The 19,248-nt window shown below is 43.3% G+C and carries 11 protein-coding genes; 6 read left to right on the forward strand and 5 right to left on the reverse strand.

Annotated features, from left to right (window positions below):
* Nucleotides 1-308 precede the first annotated feature (308 nt).
* Together F9Y84_RS09830 and dgt are read right to left on the reverse strand one after the other, a co-directional pair.
* Nucleotides 309-1,703: a hypothetical protein gene (locus F9Y84_RS09830; protein WP_147391483.1), complete on the reverse strand. Its 1,395-nt coding sequence runs from the start codon at nucleotides 1,701-1,703 to the stop codon at nucleotides 309-311.
* A gap of 1,898 nt (nucleotides 1,704-3,601) precedes the next feature.
* On the reverse strand, nucleotides 3,602-5,125 hold the full coding sequence (dgt, locus tag F9Y84_RS09835) for a dGTPase (protein WP_147391262.1): 1,524 nt from the start codon (nucleotides 5,123-5,125) through the stop codon (nucleotides 3,602-3,604).
* 616 nt (nucleotides 5,126-5,741) lie between these two features.
* On the opposite strand from dgt, the gene F9Y84_RS09840 reads away from it, so the two are divergent.
* The 5 genes from F9Y84_RS09840 to F9Y84_RS09865 all read left to right on the forward strand — a co-directional run bounded on the left by F9Y84_RS09840 (nucleotide 5,742) and on the right by F9Y84_RS09865 (nucleotide 13,117).
* Entirely contained in the window at nucleotides 5,742-6,344 is a 603-nt protein-coding gene (locus F9Y84_RS09840) for a class I SAM-dependent DNA methyltransferase (protein WP_147391261.1), read from the forward strand.
* Between the two features lie 4 nt (nucleotides 6,345-6,348).
* Nucleotides 6,349-9,345 (forward strand): DEAD/DEAH box helicase family protein, encoded by a 2,997-nt coding sequence (locus F9Y84_RS09845; protein WP_147391260.1) that lies wholly within the window; start codon nucleotides 6,349-6,351, stop codon nucleotides 9,343-9,345.
* Nucleotides 9,346-9,534: 189 nt separating this feature from the next.
* Nucleotides 9,535-10,305, forward strand: a complete 771-nt coding sequence (locus F9Y84_RS09850) for a hypothetical protein (RefSeq protein WP_128730117.1) — start codon at nucleotides 9,535-9,537, stop codon at nucleotides 10,303-10,305.
* Nucleotides 10,306-10,329: 24 nt separating this feature from the next.
* A complete protein-coding gene (locus tag F9Y84_RS09855) occupies nucleotides 10,330-10,704 on the forward strand; it encodes a hypothetical protein (RefSeq protein WP_147391259.1) in 375 nt (124 codons plus the stop codon).
* 1,279 nt (nucleotides 10,705-11,983) lie between these two features.
* Nucleotides 11,984-13,117, forward strand: a complete 1,134-nt coding sequence (locus tag F9Y84_RS09865; protein ID WP_147391018.1) for a hypothetical protein — start codon at nucleotides 11,984-11,986, stop codon at nucleotides 13,115-13,117.
* A gap of 642 nt (nucleotides 13,118-13,759) precedes the next feature.
* Here the strand turns inward: F9Y84_RS09865 and F9Y84_RS09870 are convergent.
* Together F9Y84_RS09870 and F9Y84_RS09875 are read right to left on the reverse strand one after the other, a co-directional pair.
* Nucleotides 13,760-15,451, reverse strand: a complete 1,692-nt coding sequence (locus F9Y84_RS09870) for a hemolysin D (protein ID WP_147391017.1) — start codon at nucleotides 15,449-15,451, stop codon at nucleotides 13,760-13,762.
* A gap of 388 nt (nucleotides 15,452-15,839) precedes the next feature.
* Nucleotides 15,840-16,145, reverse strand: a complete 306-nt coding sequence (locus F9Y84_RS09875; RefSeq protein WP_147391016.1) for a hypothetical protein — start codon at nucleotides 16,143-16,145, stop codon at nucleotides 15,840-15,842.
* Between the two features lie 114 nt (nucleotides 16,146-16,259).
* On the opposite strand from F9Y84_RS09875, the gene F9Y84_RS09880 reads away from it, so the two are divergent.
* A complete protein-coding gene (locus tag F9Y84_RS09880) occupies nucleotides 16,260-17,144 on the forward strand; it encodes a LysR substrate-binding domain-containing protein (RefSeq protein WP_147391015.1) in 885 nt (294 codons plus the stop codon).
* 183 nt (nucleotides 17,145-17,327) lie between these two features.
* Here F9Y84_RS09880 and F9Y84_RS09885 read toward each other — a convergent pair whose 3' ends face one another.
* Nucleotides 17,328-19,238, reverse strand: a complete 1,911-nt coding sequence (locus F9Y84_RS09885; RefSeq protein ID WP_147391014.1) for a S9 family peptidase — start codon at nucleotides 19,236-19,238, stop codon at nucleotides 17,328-17,330.
* Nucleotides 19,239-19,248: the final 10 nt, after the last annotated feature.

Genomic DNA, 19,248 nt, shown 5'->3' on the forward strand with positions numbered 1-19,248 from the left:
TCTGACGCTAACCGCGTTAAAAATTTCTTATTGAGAACAACTAAATAAGAAATTTTTGCCTTGCCTGTATGGATGTCGGTACCTTAGCGATAGCAGGACGCGGTAGCGGGGTTATCGACAAGATCTTCTGGTCTCAAAATAGACCACTTAATTAAGAAAATTGGTATTGGGCTAGGCATGAGTTGATAGCCTATTAAATAGAGACTGAAAAAAATAGGCTTTGTATAGATGGGTAGTCCATCGAACAGGACTGAAAAATTAGGCTACGCATGAATTGGCAGCCTATCAAATAGAAACATAAAAACACACTACGAATAGCTTGGTAACCCGTCAAACAAAGACTGAAAATAAGCTGCAATAGATTGTGTTTTGTTGTCGACAGTGTCTAGCGCCTGATAAAACTGCTCGAGTAGTGTCGAAACGTACAGGCGTTGTGCTGTTAACTGTGCATCTAAAGCCTGTAACTTTAACTCTGCCTTGAGTTTTTCTTGATCGGAAGCAGGTGTTTTAAGCTTATTTAATTCATCAATATAAGCCGCTTGGATTTTTGTCTCAAAGTCATTATATTTTTCATCAATTGCATCTAACCAAGTTTTGCCTGCCGACTTTTCTTCATCCATTAGTGCAAATAGCTTTTCGCTTATTTCCGGCTTCGTATATGCTTTTGTATACAGCGCTTGTATTAAATTTCCTTTTAATGAAACAAAGTGCGTTGCAAATGGCATGGCTACCGTGTCTTGGCTTGGAGACTGAGAAGCCGCGCCTACATTAGCCAGCTTATCAAATGTAAATTGTTCTGGGTTTGTGCCTTTGAGAATTTCTTCAATGTGCCGGCTTTTGTATAACGTTTTAGCCATCATATCCAGACCTGGATTCTCTACTTTTTCGATAGCTGACTCAGCAGCTTCCAGGCCAGTTAAAATATTGCAGGCTCCATGGTATTCAATAGCATCAGCTATCGCGGCTTGTAATGTATATACGGTTGTATCTTCATTATGTTTAGCTTGTAATTTTTTGCGTAACTCATTGCGCCGAGAGGTAATACCTTTTGTGATTACTTGCGCGGCCTGACTGGCAAGGTAAGCTTGGTTAAACTCAGCACGAACACCACTGCTTATACCTGCAAGACCCGATAAAATGCGATTACCAACTTGGTTGGTAAAAAGTGCGCCTGCACCACCAAGTACAGTGGTTAATGTGCCCAACCAAAAGTTATTTCGTGACTCTGAGCGTTTCAAATACATTTTATACACGTTACAGCGCTGCTCTGATGCCGCGATAATACGATCTTGTAATTCATTTCTGATTTTTTTTTGTGCTTTTGGTTGCTTCTGAGTGTAAAGTTCAAAAGCGTAATCTAGTCTCGCCCGAGCGAGGATACAAGATCTGCTACTTGGATCACTGTCTGGTTCACAAAATAATTTTTTGCTGGTAATGACAGTTTTATGTTTGCCCTTTGGAGGGGTTTGAGACCCCTGACTAATTTCATAGCCTAACACCATATAACCGTTATCTGTTTCCCACTTTTGCAGTTGTGTGTCATTGGCAATTTGCCGTGCCAAGTCGATGGTAACAAACTCTCCATGAGGAAATAGCTGTGATGCACCAGCCATATTTACTCTATTGTCCCCTGTATGAGAATACTCTGGGTTACCGCTACAGCCAGCAAGAAGTATTGAACATACCAAAATGGAATGTTTCATTGGATATTCCTTATTTTTATTATGTTGTTAGCTGTCCTTATACAGCATGACTAAAGACGAGAAAGTCGAAATAGACTTGTTTGTAACTTTAGTAAACCACTTGTGAATTTCAAGTTTTAGAATAATCGTATCATACTACGGCTGGGGGCGGCGCACTAAAAACGTTCACAGACGGATAAACCTCAAACACCACCCATTGGATAATTCTTCAAATGCCATCACTGGTGGGATCCGCTTTACACGTCGATCTTTTCAACAAGAATGCGGGGTAAACCCGCTCCCACAGCATATCATTTCCACTGGATAATTCTTTAAATGCCACGGCTGGTGGGAGCCGTTTTACACGGCGATTTTTCAACAATATCGCGGGGTAAACCCGCTCCTACAGCATATCATTACCACTGGGTAATTCTTCGAATAGCCCACCGGTAGGAGCCGCTTTACGCGGCGATTTTTCAACAATATCGCGGGGTAAACCCGCTCCTACAGCATATCATTACCACTGGATAATTCTTCGAATAGCCCACCGGTAGGAGCCGCTTTACGCGGCGATCTTTTCAACAAGAATACGGGGTAAACTCACCTCAACCACATAACATGACCACTGGGTAACTCTTCGAATACCACCGCTGGTGGGAGCCGTTTTACACGGCGATTCTTCAACAATACCGCGGGGTAAACTCACCCCGACACATAACATGACCACCGGATAACTCTCAAATGCCACCGCTGGTGGGAGCCGCTTTGCACGGCGATTTTTCAACAATATCGCGGGGTAAACCCGCTCCTACAGCATATCATTACCACTGGGTAACTCTTCGAATACCCCACAGGTAGGAGCCGCTTTACGCGGCGATTTTTCAACAAGAACGCGGGGTAAATCCGCTCCCACAGCATATCATTACCACTGGATAATTCTTTAAATGCCACGGCTGGTGGGAGCCGTTTTACACGGCGATTTTTAAACAATATCGCGGGGTAAACCCGCTCCTACAGCATATCATTACCACTGGGTAACTCTTCGAATACCCCACCGGTAGGAGCCGCTTTGCACGGCGATTTTTCAACAATATCGCGGGGTAAACCCGCTCCTACAGCATATCATTACCACTGGGTAACTCTTCGAATACCCCACAGGTAGGAGCAGCTATACGCGGCGATCTTTCAACAAGAATGCGAGATAAACTTGCCCCAACACATAACATGACCACTGGGTAACTCTTCGAATATCCCACCGGTAGGAGCCGCTTTACGCGGCGATCTTTTCAACAAGAATGCGAGATAAACTTGCTCCAACACATAACATGACTACTGGATAACTCTTCAAATGCCACCGCCGGTAGGAGCCGTTTTACACGGCGATCTTTCAACAATATCACGGGGTAAACCCGCTCCTACAGCATATCACTACCACTGGGTAACTCTTCAAATGCCATCACTGGTGGGATCCGCTTTACACGGCGATCTTTTCAACAAGAACGCGGGGTAAACTCACCCCACCACATAACATGACCACTGGATAACTCTTCAAATTCCACCACTGGTAGGAGCCGTTTTACACGGCGATTTTTCAACAAGAATGCGAGATAAACTTGCTCCAACACATAACATGACTACTGGATAACTCTTCAAATGCCACCGCCGGTAGGAGCCGTTTTACACGGCGATTTTTCAACAAGAACGCGGGGTAAACTCGCTCCCACCACATAACATGACCACCGGATAATTCTTCAAATGCCACCGCCGATAGGAGCCGTTTTACACGGCGATTTTTCAACAAGAATGCGGGGTAAACTCGCCCCAACACATAACATGACCACTGGATAATTCTTCAAATGCCACCACCGGTAGGAGCCGCTTTACGCGGCGATCTTTTCAACAAGGCTCAAACATCAACCTCAATCCAAAGCGGTCAACGCACGATAGGTATCATAAGCAAACTGGTCAGTCATGCCGCTGATAAAATCTTGAATAAGGCGGCAGCGATAATAAAACTCAAAAATCGGCTCGGCTCGTTCAGCATCACTAAGCTGCGCTATGGTCTCGCGGTATACCGCAACATACTTTTTGGAAATCCGATTAATCAATCGCGACTCTATCGCAAAACTATGCTCGCCATTTAATGCAGCGTGAAAATCATCAGCATCTAAATCAAGCACCCGCTGATATTCGTTTAATATACTGCTGGTGATCTTATAACCTTGAAGCTCCAACTGCTCTACCTCTTTGTTCGAAAATACGTTTTTGATTGCCACCGTTTTCAGCGACTTTACAATAGCATGAAGGTGGCTGTTATCTTCCAATAACGAAGCGTTAAAACTCCCCTCGTAGATCGCTTCAATATTATCGATAAAACGTGTTTTGGCATGTTCGGCAAGTGGGTGTAACAACCCCACGCGGAGCCAAATAAAAAACTCATTATCAAAATTTGCCATATGCCTACTGGCTTTATCATTGGCATAGTGGAGCTTTTTACTCATTAGCTCCAAGTGTTTATCATCAGTAATACCAAACCCTGCGGCGATATTTTGATATTCCTCTATTAAACAGCCCGTTAACTCATCTACGCAAATAATGCCTTTTTCTACAGCGTCTTCCATATCAGCAAGGCAATAAGCAATGTCGTCAGCCGCCTCCATGATGTAAGCCACAGGGTGGCGATTACCTACTTGTATCTGCAATTTGTCGCACAGCTCACTGACAAACCCACTTTCACTAAAGTAATATCCAACTTTCTTTTGTAGATAAGACTTGTCAGTAGCCACAGTTGATTTAGGTGTAGTTGCGCAGCGGGTATATTTCATCACCGTGGCGCATTGTGAATAGGTAAGGTTAAGCCGAGAAAGCGTATGAATAACGCGAATGGCCTGCGCGTTACCCTCAAAACTACAAATATCGAGCAGTAACTCCATTTCTTGATTCAGTACAGCCAGATCAGACGATTTACTCTCCTTTGAGCCATACCTAAGTGCCGCCCGAGCACTTTTTGCAAACTGTTGATGCTGGCTCAAATAGCGTTTAAACCAATCATTGATGGCGGCCTCGCCAAAGTGACCAAACGCAGGGTTACCAATATCGTGCATCAAACAGGCCATTTCAGACAGAGTAACCAAACACTCAGACAAATCCACTAGCTGGCCGTTTTTATCTTCATATTGCAACAAATCTTGCCTACCTTGCTGCACCAGCGCATCAACAATTTTTTTAGCAATGTAACGGCCGTTTTGCTGTACCTCCAGCGAGTGCGTTAAGCGCGAACGCACCGCCGCATTGCGCTCAAGCGGAAATACCTGAGTTTTTTGTTGCAGCCGTCTAAGCGCAGCACTGTTGATAATTCGCCCACGGTCGCTTTCAAGGCTACTCGCCTCACTGCCACCGGTATTATAAGAACGCTCGTTTGTTATTTTATTTTTGAAGTGCATGCGACTTTCCTGTTGAGACCCAAGCTACATTTCCAATGTAGGTGAATGTGGAAAAGTTGTAAACCGTAGCGACACTTCGCTTAGCCAGGCTACAAGCAAGCCCTCATACAAGACAAGCTTGCGCAGTACCTCTGAACTGAAGTAACCGCAGGAAAAACACAACAAATACCAATAGAATCAGCAAATCGATAAAAATAGCTGTAATGTACTGTAATAGGCTAGTTCATCTATATTTGTTACTTTTACCAATTTAAATTAACTCTGGCTTTAATGGGTTAGCAAAATATATCTAACACTTTTGTGACAAAAGCATCGGAATTTGACGCAAATCACTACAAAACGTATGGATTTTCGGGTTTAATACCCACAGCATTCGTTTACATCTAATTTCAAATGAATATACACAGCGGTTAAGGATGAAGTAACCGCTCACGAACAGGATCTTTATGTGTTTGAACGTTTATCTAACCATTTAGATTAGTAATATCAGCTTTACTGTGGCATCACATTGGTAATGGACAGCAAATGTGAGCTGACGGAGTTTCAATGGCGACATGGAAATCATACTTTTCGTCATTTACACTGCGCCACTAAATGAAGTTATGTTAGGTAAAAAATGTCCAAAATTACGCTCGCTTATTACGATCAACACGCAGAAGAATTTGCAAACTCAACACTCAATGTGGACATGCAACCGCTTTATCGGGAGTTTCTTCCTGAATTACCAAAGCGTGAGAAACGTCATATCCATATTTTTGACGCAGGCTGTGGCAGTGGCCGCGACGCGGTAGCGTTTAAGCAACTTGGCTTTGAAGTCAGCGCAATGGATGCGTGCGAAAAGCTAGTGAAGATTGCCGCTACACAACTAGGCCAGCCAGTGAGGCACCAATTCTTTGAAGAGATACAAGATATTGCTGCTTTCGATGGTATTTGGGCCTGTGCCAGTCTTTTACATGTCGCAGAGCAAGATCTACCCAATGTTTTTGTGAAGTTACAAGACGCGCTTAAATCTCATGGCGTGTTGTATGTTTCGTTCAAATATGGTTCTGGTGAACGAGGGCACAATGGTCGCAGATTTACAGATCTCAATGAAGAGGGGTTATCAAAAGTTATCGCAGCATGTCCAAACCTCAACATCATTAAGCTATGGGTGACGGAAGATAGAAGACCCAACCGAGATAATGAGCTTTGGTTAAACGCTCTACTTAGGAAGGATTAATCAAGTGAGCAGTAATTACCAAGGAGGAGAACTTGCGCTGTGCACGGATAAGCAACTTTATGTAGGGGGCGATGACCCCTTACTGCCTGCGTTGCTTCATGCCATCGAGCAAGCTGACGAGATTGAAATTACCGTTTCATTTATTCAGCTCTCTGGTCTTGATTTACTCTTTGATGCTTTGTATGACGCCCTAGTAAACGGCACCACCTTAAAGTTACTTACTTCAGACTATCTAGACTTCACTTGCCCGCTCGCACTTAAAGAATTGATGACACTACATACTTTAGGGGCTGAGCTGCGAGTATATGAAACACGCGGAAATGAGAGTTTCCATATGAAGTCATACATTTTCACCAAAACCAAAGGTGAAGATGGCCAAATTTATGAGGGTAGTGCGTTTATTGGTTCAAACAATATAAGTGCAGTGGCACTAACTCAAGGGTTAGAGTGGTGTTTTCGGCATGATTTTATAGCTAGTCACAGTGCTAATAACAAGGCAACATTCTTGCAGTTTAAGGCTGCGTTTGCCAGTTTATTTACTCACTCTCAAACAGCATGTTTAAGCTACCCATGGATACAGCACTATCAAGAGCGCCGTAAGAAGCCACAGTTTAAAACCGTTAGCAATAATGTCGATGACGACATAAGTATTGAGCTAATTAGCCCAAGAGTAGAACAGCAAGAAGCCCTAGAAAAACTGAATAACTCAAGAGCACAAAGCTATAAAAGAGGCTTAGTGGTATTAGCGACAGGAATGGGCAAAACATGGCTTGCTGCTTTTGATGTTCAGCAAGTCGCTGCGAAAAAAGTTCTATTTGTGGCACATAGAGAAGAGATTCTCAAGCAAGCGGCCAAGACGTTTGCACGATTAATTGATTGTACCGCAGGGTTTTATACTGGCAAGCAAAAACAAAGTGATGCCGATTTTTTGTTTGCCTCTATACAGAGCATTGGTAAAACAGAGAGTTTGAGGCAGTTTGCAACTGATTACTTTGACTACATTATTGTTGATGAGTTTCACCACGCGAGTAGTAAATTATACCGAAATTTGCTGTCTTATTTTGAGCCGCAATTCTTACTTGGGTTAACTGCTACACCAGAGCGAACTGACCAAGCCGATATTTTAAGTCTATGTGACAACAACCTCGTCTATGAGCGGAATATGGTGCAGGGGATTGACGCCAAAACGCTCGCACCGTTTCACTACTATGGTATTTGGGATAAAAGCGTTGACTATACCGCAATTCCTTGGCGTAACGGCAAGTTTGATCCAACCACTCTAAACAACCAATTTGCCACAGAGCATAGGGCAAAGCATGCTTTACAGCACTGGAAACAGTTAGCGCAAACACGCACACTGGCATTTTGTATTTCGACCGCACACGCCGACTACATGGCAAACTACTTCAAAAAAGCGGGAATTGACGCGGCTTCGGTACATGGAAAGTCAAGCATAAAACGTAGTGAGGCTTTAGCGCATTTAGCATCTGGAAAACTACAAATTATTTTTAGTGTTGACCTGTTTAATGAGGGCACTGACTTACCCTGTATCGACACTGTGATGATGCTGAGGCCCAGTGAATCTAAGGTTTTATTCTTACAGCAATTAGGCCGTGGACTGAGAACCCATCAACAGAAAACGCATTTGGTCGTCTTAGATTTTATTGGCAACCACCACAGTTTTTTGAACAAGCCTTATGCACTTTTTGCTACGCACTCACCTAGAGATTTAGTTACAAAACTAAATAAAGATAACCAAGTAGTTCAGCTACCTGAAGGATGTTTTGTAAATTATGACCTAGAAATTACCGACTTTTGGCGGCAACTCGCTAAAGAACAGCGAACCACGGCTCTTGATGATTATCAAAATTTAACAGAGCAACTAGGTCATGCGCCCGATGCGTGTAAGTTTTTCCATGAGTTTGGTGAATTTAAGAAGGTAAAGGCTTATGGAAGTTGGTTTGAACTCGTTGTAAAAGCAAAGAGCGTTAGTCGTATTTCAACTACGTGGCTTGCGCCCTACAAGGTGTTTTTAAAAGAGGGTGTCGAAGTGACCAACATGACAAAATGCTTTAAAGCCATTTTGCTTGAAGCCTTTGTTCAGCTCGATGGTATAGCTTACCCTCCTACATTGAGAGCGTTGGCAGATAAGAGTTATGATGTGCTATTGCACTATCCTCAGTTAAGAAAGCTAGATATATCAGAAAAGGACAGAAGCAAAAGTAAAGGTAGTAAAGCTTGGTTCAACTATTGGTTCGATAATCCGATTAACGCTTTCACAGAAACAAAAAAACCTGCACATAAGCGCAAAACACACCACTGGTTTTCAATTGAACAAGCACCAAATCAATCCATTGAAGAAGCGCAGTTCAAACTAAACCTTAAAGTTGAAACGCAAGATATTGAACAACTGACCGACTGTATATTGGAGTTAAGTCGCTATCGCCTTGCTAGATATCTTCATACCAAACGTGACAGGCTAGCCGAACCCGAAAGTACACAGACGGTGACAGATGATGCGGTACCAAACCAGCTACAAAGCACAGATGTTGCGGAACACGTGGTACAACTGCCATATTTTCCTAATTTAAAAATTGCTTGTGGTCACTTTAAAACAGGTGAAAGTAGCGAAATGTCCTTCGTACCTGCACCACCGGGGGGTGGAAAAGTCGACCCTGAAAAACATTTCTTAGCTCATGCCAGTGGCAATTCAATGAATGGTGGGAAACACCCTATCTTCGATGGAGACTTGTTATTACTCGAGCGGATCACATCAAGCAATGCGGGATCAATTACAAATACTACTATTGCCATCGAGCGCTTTGACGCAGCTGGCGACGAACAATTTTTATTACGAGATGTAAAAAAACAGATTAATGCGCAAGGTGAAGTAACCTACTTACTTGTGGCAAGAAACCCAGAGTATGCAGTAATGGAAGCCAACGATGAGTTTGTGACGTTTGCGCGGTTGAGAGAAGTTTTTAAACCTTCAGTGAACTAACGCAGGGTGGATATGAGCTGTCAGCGTCAAAGGGTAGCTGGTATTGATTTAACAACCAGGTAGGCTTCTCTGTCAACAGAGCGGGTGAAAGGTTATAGCTTGAACTCAATGTAAATGAACTGTAAATTTGTTTATATATAAAAACTTTGATTGTATTTCACAACTTTAGTAATTAGGACACGTAAACAAATGGATGGCTCAGCGTCACAACAACACAACACAGTAAAAAAAGCGGCTTTATTTTCATTTAATAAATTTGTTGCTTTTACCATTTTTATAACCAGTATTATCATTGGTGCTTATGCAACTGATATTGTTGAGATAGCAAAGGCCTACGTGCTTTATTCTGGTAGTAGCTTGATCCGCTTTATACCAATTTTGGTGCTTAGTGTGGTGATGATAAGTTATTTGTATTATCAATTTGAGCGAGCTGGACTAAGCACTTTTAGGAGATTCATAAAATCAATTTCAACTGTCTTTGTATGTGCAGCATTTTTTTCAGCAGGGATGTTTCTAAAAGACCCTTGGATATCCCTTTCTATGTTCAACAATGAATACGATGGCCCCGTCAAAACTTTTCAACACTATGCGGGGTTTGAAGTAAAGAAAGATAGATGTGAAAAGCGCGGTAAAAATCTTACTTGCTCCTTTTACGCTATTAACCTGCTTCCCCGTGATAATGCTTTTAGAATTAGAAATAAAAGTTATGCGATTGATCATAAAGATAGTCAAGCTAGATTACTCGCATATTATGTAGGTGAAAAGCGATATGGTAGTTATAACTCTGATTACTTTACTGTGCCAGTGGGCAGTAAGCGAATGTTTAAAATGGAGTTTGAGCTTTCATCGGATGAAAAAATGGTGTTTGCTCCGTACTTGTCAGTAGTGCTGGATGCAGAACATCATGAAGAAAAGCATCTCAATTTTAGAGCGATGAAGGTTGTAGACTATATTCAGTAGTCTGCGGTTTTGTATAGGTGAATTATGAACCAAGCCCTTAAATTTTTACTGTCTATTATGACCGTCGTCGTAACTTTTATCGTGTCAGCCACTTTGGCCGGGATGTTGGCGGAGTATGCGGGCTGGTGGAAGAAGCCGGTGATTGGTGGTGTTGCAGCGGCTTGTGTGGTGTTGTCGGGTTATATAAGTGCGCCGGTGTATAAGTTGTATTCTGCGGCGGTGTGGTTATTGATTGGTGCAGGTGTCGCTTGGGTGATGTCGAGTGTGTTTATGTATGCTGAGGATGCCGACACCTCAGCGCCTTTGTATGTCACTTACGCAAGTGGTGTGTTTGCTTTGGCACTTTGTTGGGGTTGGGAGCGTCGAAAGGTTGTGCGAGGGATTGGTTTTCAAGAATAGTGCGCAAGAGATCGCCACATAAAGCGGCTCCTACCGTGGGGCTGGTGTGGTGGGAGCGGATTTATTCCGCGATGTTTGCTGGATGGTTCGCCACGTAAAGTGGCTCCTACCGGTGGTGCTGATGTTGTGGGAGTGAATCTATTCCGCGATGTTTGCTGGATGGTTCGCCACGTAAAGTGGCTCCTACCGGTGGGGCTGATGTTGTGGGAGTGAATCTATTCCGCGATGTTTGCTGGATGGTTCGCCACGTAAAGCGGCCCCTACCGGTGGGGCTGGTGTGGTGGGAGTGAATTTATTCCGCGATGCGTGTTGTATGGATCGCCGCGTAAAGCGGCTCCTACCGGTGGGGCTGGTGTGGTGGGAGCGGATTTATTCCGCGATGTGTGTTGTATGGATCGCCGCGTAAAGCGGCTCCTACCGGTGGGGCTGGTGTGGTGGAAGCGGATTTATTCCGCGATGTTTGCTGTATGGATCGCCACGTAAAGTGGCTCCTATCGGTGGGGCTGGTGTGGTGGGAGCGGATTTATTCCGCGATGTTTGCTGTATGGATCGCCACGTAAAGTGGCTCCTACCGGTGGGGCTGGTGTGGTGGGAGTGGATTTATTCCGAGGTGTTTGCTGTATGGATCGCCACGTAAAGTGGCTCCTACCGGTGGGGCTGGTGTGGTGGGAATGAATTTATTCCGAGGTGTTTGCTGTATGGTTCGCCACGTAAAGTGGCTCCTACCGGTGGGGCTGGTGTGGTGGGAATGAATTTATTCCGAGGTGTTTGCTGTATGGTTCGCCGCGTAAAGCGGCTCCTACCGGTGGGGCTGGTGTGGTGGAAGTGAATTTATTCCGCGATGTGTGTTGTATGGGTCGCCACGTAAAGCGGCATCTAACGGTGGGGCTGTTGTGGTGGGAATGAATTTATTCCGAGGTGTTTGCTGTATGGTTCGCCACGTAAAGTGGCTCCTACCGGTGGGGCTGGTGTGGTGGGAGTGGATTTATTCCGAGGTGTTTGCTGTATGGATCGCCACGTAAAGTGGCTCCTACCGGTGGGGCTGGTGTGGTGGAAGCGGATTTATTCCGCGATGTTTGCTGTATGGATCGCCACGTAAAGTGGCATCTACCGGTGGGGCTGGTGTGGTGGGAGCGGATTTATTCCGCGATGTGTGTTGTAGAGCGCGCCACATAAAGCGGCTCCTATCGGTGGGGAGCTAATGTGGTAGTAGCGGTGCTACTCTGCTTAGAGTTACGATATTTCAATAAAAAAGAGAGTCAAGGATAAGGGAATGAAGATGGGTTGGAATAAATGGAGGGAGACTATTTTTAAGACCAGTTTGGTTTTAATATCGGTGTTGTTGTTTCTCTTTTTTGATGGTCGTGAGTTTTGGCTCACCCAGATACAACCTCAATTGACCCATGTAATCAGTAATAAAAAAGCTGAGGTAGATAACCCGCCAGTGGCTCCTGAGCAACGGTTCAAAAAGCCAAGTTTAGCTCGATTAACGAATAGTGATACTTGTGATCATCAAGCCAATTTGAGACGGTTTGGGCGGTGTAAATCTAAGCCCAAAGCAGGGATTAAGTATCGTGTTGAAAATGGAATATATACTTGGGTAGATGAAAAAGGCATCACCAATTACTCGGATAAAAAGCCAGACTCTTCAGCGCTATCTTACCAACCAAAACGTAATCAGGTTATTGATTTCTTTGAACTGAATATTTCTGGGACCCATATCACCAATCAGTTTAAAAATGTGTTGAGCACTAAACTAAATGCTGTATTTCGCGGCTATACCAGTATCGTGGGGTTAGATGCAATGCAAAAGGTGACGTTGACCATCAAAGTGCTGCCAAACAGGCGTGAGTACGAGCAAGCGGTGAGGTCGTATGGTGGTGATCCAAAAGGAAGTGTCGGGATTTATTTTGGCAGGCATAACCTCGCCTTGGTTGAGCAAAGAAGTCAATACGCAACGATGCAAACTGCTGTTCATGAAGCGGTGCATGCAATCAATCAAGCTGTAATTGGATATACGCCGCGCTGGTTAAATGAAGGGCTTGCAGGTTACTTTCAAACCATAAAAGTTAACATGCAGGTTGGCACAGTTTATCCAAATTCTGCAAGACTAGATAGTGGCTATATAAAGGGAAATATTTTACCGCCTTATGACCTTCTTAACGCGGAGTCTGACTGGAAGTCATATAATACGGACTTAATGTATAAGAGTAGCTGGGCAGCGATTCACTTTTTGATGTCGACAGCCAAGGGGCGGCAGAGCCTCAAGGCATTAATGTTGTACGAGCAAATTGAGCGTTGCAGATCGCTCAACCATCAAGAATCGAGCAAGTTGCTAGCTGAGCATTTCCCAAATTTACATGACAGATTTTTACTGTTTGTACAGAGCCCGGTAGAACCACATCGTCTCTGAGTTAAAATAATGTTACCCATTAGACCAAAGGATAATGTACCTATACTTCCATATTCCTTTATAAAATGGTTATATTATAACTATCGACACTAAGGAAAAACACAAAAATGAACAATAAAAAGTTACCGTTAAACCTAAATAAAAAAGTTATAAAACAAATTGATAGTAAAATGTTGAGCCAATTGGTTACTAATAAAATTGCAGGGGGTTCTAATAGCTATAACGGCCCTTGCTATACACCGGCCACATCGCAACGTTACTGTTAAAAAATTGTTTTTTATGGTGGTGCGGTCATTTTCATTTTTACGTCATAATGAATAAATGTGTTTGCAGTAAAATAATAACAGCCTAAAACACCTTGATATTTTGCAAATAACGACGCTGTCACCATCAAGCTAACGGGTACATACGTTGGTTTATACCTAATCTCATGTGACCATTGTCACCAAAGACTCTAATTTATTAGGGTCTTTTTTTATGGCTGGCGATAAGGTGGTCACTACAAGCTGTAACCTTAAATGCGGTGTTAATTGGTTTGATCCTTTTTAAGCTAGTAGGCTTGAATACATGGTGCAAACCCCTTTACATTAAAAGCATAAAAGGCTCTATAAAATGATGCTATAGAGCCGTTTGGTTGGGGAGTTATAGCGCTTCAAGCATCCATTTTGCGTTTAAGTTTTCTGGCTTGCCATGACGGTTTAGCTCTGGCCGCTCTTGTGCTTGATTAAACCAAATGTACTGCTGCCAAAATTCATTTTTGATGTTCCAAAGGCCACCTTGATAAATTAACGAATACATCGCTTGGTTGGGCGAATCTACTAACTTTAAATAACCACTTGCTTTGCTGCTGTAGCTTAAGAACAAAGACGGTGCCTGTGTACTTCTGTAGTAGTGGTAACCTTGTGGGCTGGTGACTTCTGTTAGCATTAGCGGCTCGTTTTGGCTTAATGTTACGGGCGCATTATTTGTGAGCGTCTGTGCAGCCATAAACTGGTTGTTAACTGGTGATTTTATAGCAACCTGCTTACCTGTATCTGGGCGGAGTTGTGGGTATGTCCAACCCGCTGGTGGCGTTTGCCAAGTGATTGACTTCCAGCGCCAGTTATAAGGAATATCAAGGTGGGGATCGTTTAAATCTTCATAGCCTGGCTCAGCTTCAATGTTATATAAGCATTGGTTGCGTTGGGCTTCTAATTGAGCAACACGTTCAGCTTGATTGGTTGTCCCCACATTCAGCTCTGCCATACATTCCGCTAAGGATTTTCCCTTTCCAGTCTCATTCGGTGCAAGCACATAAGTACCATCGCGTTTATCCTCGTCTTGATACCAAGCCAGCATTGCTGCTTCATCAAAAGATAACCAGTGGTCAACTAACTGTTTTGCTTCTTGTTCGGCAATGTCACGTCTTTGTGCTTTTGGCGTTGCCATGGTACGGATAAATGCAGCCCACAGATCTTTGCTGGCCTCAAGTGCAACAATTGCCACAGGTTTCATGCTGCTAATTCGGTATGACTGCCAACCTGACTCTAATCTTGTGTCGGGCTGCCAAATTACGTCGCCACTGGAAAAGTCCAAGACATCCTTGGTATCGTGACTATGTTGCTCTGCGCCTTCTGAGCAAAGATACGCTTTGACTTGCCATATTTTTTCATAATTGTCATTAGGTAGCCGAACGGTGTGTTCTGGGCTGAACGAGTCTTGGAATAAGTGCACAGCGCGACCAAATAAAAAATAATTATGGTCAACTTCTGTGAGCGCTGAATGACCGCCGCCATCCCATACCTTCAAGCGTTTTTCTTCCGCCATCGCTGCATCAATAAAGTGTTGAATAAAGCGTTTTTGAGCTCGATATGCGGCGTCAACACCTCCTTGACCACCAATATCATCATAACGGCGCATAAAATGGTCAAGTTGAATATCTGCAGGCTCTTGAGAGACAGCGCTGAAACAATTCGGACCAGTCGGATCTATGCTTGCATTGGTGACATTAAAACCTGCAATATCAACCCAACGCTCCCCAACAATGGCTGAATTTACACTATCATATCTTGGCTCATATAGTGCGTTGTTGTTTAGATTTGCTTGCAGCTTTGACACTTCGTTAAGTGCGGTATTTAGCGAAATATTTTTTGCAAGACCATCGCGCCATGTATGGCGTGGATCGTTTGGATCTGGACTGATGACATGCTCGGCATCTAGCACTTCAAGTGCAGCGGTTCGAGTTAGCCATTCGTGACCCATAGGCATGACACCTTGGCCACCAAATTGTGTAAATGCGTTGACAGATGAGGTGAGCGCTAATCCACATACCAGCGCAAGCGGCTTTATTTTCATATCTACTCCTTGAAAATTAAAAGCTAAAAATAGTGCAAGTGCTCTATATTGGTGGCGATTATAGTTTGTGATTAAAATGTTTCAACAGTTTAATTTTTATTTTTAAAGTGTTTTTTGGTGTTTAACTTGTAAACTTGGTGGGGGTTATTTTGGGGTTGATGTGATTAGGTGTCATCGCTTCGCATAATATGGTGTTGTTTTATTATTTTGTTATTTAAAATTATTTTAGTGGGCTTTAGAAAATACGTCATTATCCTATGCCACGCACTTACTCTTACTTTTTAATACCGTAAAAAATGAGTGTATCTTGCAGGTAAAGTCGGACTCTGACCATAAGTACACTCGAGGTTGAAGTATTCGTTTTGCTATACTCAAGTGGGGTTTAGCACTACAACAAGCTCAAAATACGCTTGGCATTTTCCCTTGAAAGGCAGCTTTGCACTGGCATACGTAAAAACTTGTTGGCGGGCACCTCCTTGGCTTCTCCTTGATGTAATAAATCACCGCTGTATACATTAACCTGACATGTGGTTTTATCTTGTTCTTCTGAATAAATAAGCTCCACTTTTTCCGCTTTCATAATTAAGTTTTTATAAGGGTAACCTGCGTCAGTAAATACTCTCTCGGCCGGTGTTGATATTGCATGCGATGAAAATACAACCATGGGAAATGCCAGTATAATTGCGTATTTCATGATAAAGACTCCTTCCGTCTCTGGTTTAAACGCTAAGAAGTATTGTGCGTATTCATAAAACTGACAAACGAGAAATTGTGCACTATAGTTAAGTTTTTGTTAAGTATGTTTAGAATGAAAGCACCGCCATTAAAAGGACTCTGGTACTTTAAAACCGCTGCTGAGCTTGGCGGTTTTAAGCAGGCAGCTGAAGCGTTATTTGTTACCCAAGCTGCGGTGAGTCAACAGATCAGACTATTAGAGCAACAACTGGGTATTTTGCTCTTTGAAAGACAAACCAGGAAAGTGATGCTGACACAACAGGGTCACGCGTTACTGCCTTATTTACACAAAGCATTTGGCCAAGTTGAAATGGGCTTATTAACCCTTAAAGCCGATCCAAGTCCGTCGACGATTAATCTTACCGTTTTGCCATCGTTTGCGACATGTTGGCTATTACCTCGTTTGGCCAGTTTTAATAAGGCGTTGCCAAACTACCAGTTACGCATCGACCCTACAGAGCAGCTAGTCGATTTCCATCAAGATGATATTGATATAGGGATCCGCTTTGGTTTAGGTGACTATCCAGGTTTAAAAAGTGAACTACTCGCAGAAGATGAGCTAGTTATTGCGTATCGCCCGGGGTTAATAGACCCAAGTCAGCCCATTCGCATGCAATTGTCTAAATTGAATTTTATCTATGACGAAGGGCGCGATAATGAAAAGGCTTGGCTTGCATTAAATCAGCAGCTTGGATTAATGGGGCATACGGTGAGTAACCTCAAAATAGATAATGCGGCATTGGTACAACAAGCGACGGTGGCGGGGCAAGGGTTTTCGCTATTGCGCCGACGTTTGGTTAACCAATCTTTGGAGCTTGGACAACTAGAGATCTACCCTGACTTTGCGTGGCCTTGCGAATATCGTTATTACTTAGTGGCACCTGAACGGCATTTTGAGTGGCCAAAATTAAAGGCATTTCGAAACTGGCTAGTGGCTGAATTAAGGACAAGTATTTAGCTTATACTTTGGATAATGCCAGTTTGCTTTGACGGCAGTAAGACGCAGTAGCAGTGTTATGAATAAGCTTCTTTTGTCTTCATACAGGAGACTGAATTAGGTTAATAACGCAAATAGATATGACCAAAGTGGATCTGAGCGAGATAACTCAAAGCGATATGCTCAGATCCAAAGGCTTATTAATTAAAGGTGTTTTTTAAGAAAGTCGAGATAGGCTTGAGAGGCCTCAATACGATTTTCCTTTTTCGAGAATCCGTGTCCTTCATCTTCAAACAAGACGTATTTGACCGGTACATTGTTTGAGCGAACTGCTTCTACTAATTCATCGCTTTCAACTTGCAGTACTCGGGGGTCGTTTGCACCTTGTACCACCATCAGTGGTTTAGTGATATTTTTAGCATGGAAAAGCGGTGATATACGATGCAAACGTTCCTTATCGGTAGCTGGATCGCCTAGCTCATCATACAGTGACTTGCGATATGCCTCCCACCAAGCAGGAATAGATTCAAGAGTTCTGACCCAGTTAGTTACACCAAAGATATTGATCCCAAGCTTAAACTCTTCCGGCTCGAATGCCAATGCCGCAGCTGTCATATAGCCACCATAGCTTCCACCCATGATGCCGATGCGGTCAGCATCGACCCAGTCCAGTTGTTGTAGGTATTTTTTACTCCAAACGATATCTTGTAAATCATCTTCGCCATGACGCTTGTCATCTAAGTGGAAGAAGGTTTTACCGTAGCCAGAGCTACCTCGGTTGTTTACGGCAAAAATGGCATATCCTTGGTTAACTAAGTGCTGAGTAAGTGCACTATAACCTGTCATGCTCTGGCCTCCAGGGCCGCCATGAACGAATACAAGTGCCGGTACCTTATTTGTTGAGCTTGCGAGTTTTGGTTTATAAAGTACTCCAGGGATCTCCAAACCATCAAAACTGTTAAAGCGAGCGATAGTGCTTTCGACCAGGTGGTCAGTATTGATTTTTTCACTTAACGTCGAGGTGAGTTGCTTAACTTTGTCACTTCCAACCTGCCATACGTACAAGTTATTTGGTGATGTATCTGAATTTAAATAAAAAGTCATCAGCTTTTCGTCATCAGAGAAGTTAACACTGTTTATGCTACCAGCTGGGAGCTTGGGTAAATTGATATCCTTGCCTGTTTTCAGGTCGGTGATCGTCACTTTAATACTGGAGTCTTCGTTTACACCCACTACGCGGTAGCGGTTGGAATCGGAGAAATACAAAAATCGTACGTCCCAATTTTTTACGATGTAGGGTGTGTGTTTACCTGTCGCGATTTCATAACGCCAACTTTGAGAGAACTCACCATGGGCATCAGTGCTGTAGTATAAATACTTGTCGTCCTTAGAAAATGCTGAAGCGAAAAAGTTTGCCTCGTGCTCCACGTTTGAGATCTCAACGAGTGGGGCATCTGGGTTATGTAAATCGAGTAAGAATAGGTCGCTGTCTTTATTACCTTGGGCATTGACAAGTGCAAGGTAGCGGTCCGTCTCACTCATTTTTTGGACATTTAAGTTTTTGTCATTTTTATAGATAAGTTCACTTTCGTAAGTGCTGGCATCAAAGCGATATAGATCCATAAAGCGTTCATCGCGCTTATTACTTAACACAAAAAATGCGCTGTTATCCTCAGAGAAGCCGACAAAACCTGCTCTGACCTTTTCTCCTGGTGTGAGGTCTTTAACATTGCCATTTTCGTCACGGACAAAGAGATGAAATCGTTCATTACCGCCGCCGTCTCGGGTGAATAAGATACGGGGATCGCTGGGAAAGTATCCAACTGGATAGGTTGAGTCTGCGGCATCGGTTATTTGTGTTCTTTTGCCTGTTTTAACATCAACTTCATAGAGGTTAAATATGCCTGACTCATCAGAGGCCACCAAGATTTTCTTTGCATCAGGGCGAAACGCATTACCTTGAATATCTGTGGTGTCAAAAAATGTTTCTGCCGAATACGTTTTAAAGTCAGAGATAGCTTGAGTAGTTTGCGGTGGATTAACTTGTTGACTGGTTTGATTGCATGCTGTGAGTGACGCGAGCAACGCACATGCTAGGAGTGATTTTTTAAACATAATTTCCCTG

The sequence above is a fragment of the Pseudoalteromonas peptidolytica genome (assembly GCF_012641745.1).
GTDB lineage: Bacteria > Pseudomonadota > Gammaproteobacteria > Enterobacterales > Alteromonadaceae > Pseudoalteromonas > Pseudoalteromonas peptidolytica.

Excerpts from the sequence above, each read along its gene's own strand:
- F9Y84_RS09850 (WP_128730117.1), top strand. The coding sequence starts at position 9,535 with ATGGATGGCTCAGCGTCACAACAACACAACACAGTAAAAAAAGCGGCT.
- F9Y84_RS09840 (WP_147391261.1), top strand. The coding sequence starts at position 5,742 with ATGTCCAAAATTACGCTCGCTTATTACGATCAACACGCAGAAGAATTT.
- F9Y84_RS09875 (WP_147391016.1), bottom strand. The coding sequence starts at position 16,145 with ATGAAATACGCAATTATACTGGCATTTCCCATGGTTGTATTTTCATCG.
- dgt (WP_147391262.1), bottom strand. The coding sequence starts at position 5,125 with ATGCACTTCAAAAATAAAATAACAAACGAGCGTTCTTATAATACCGGT.
- F9Y84_RS09855 (WP_147391259.1), top strand. The coding sequence starts at position 10,330 with ATGAACCAAGCCCTTAAATTTTTACTGTCTATTATGACCGTCGTCGTA.
- F9Y84_RS09870 (WP_147391017.1), bottom strand. The coding sequence starts at position 15,451 with ATGAAAATAAAGCCGCTTGCGCTGGTATGTGGATTAGCGCTCACCTCA.
- F9Y84_RS09880 (WP_147391015.1), top strand. The coding sequence starts at position 16,260 with ATGAAAGCACCGCCATTAAAAGGACTCTGGTACTTTAAAACCGCTGCT.
- F9Y84_RS09830 (WP_147391483.1), bottom strand. The coding sequence starts at position 1,703 with ATGAAACATTCCATTTTGGTATGTTCAATACTTCTTGCTGGCTGTAGC.
- F9Y84_RS09885 (WP_147391014.1), bottom strand. The coding sequence starts at position 19,238 with ATGTTTAAAAAATCACTCCTAGCATGTGCGTTGCTCGCGTCACTCACA.
- F9Y84_RS09865 (WP_147391018.1), top strand. The coding sequence starts at position 11,984 with ATGGGTTGGAATAAATGGAGGGAGACTATTTTTAAGACCAGTTTGGTT.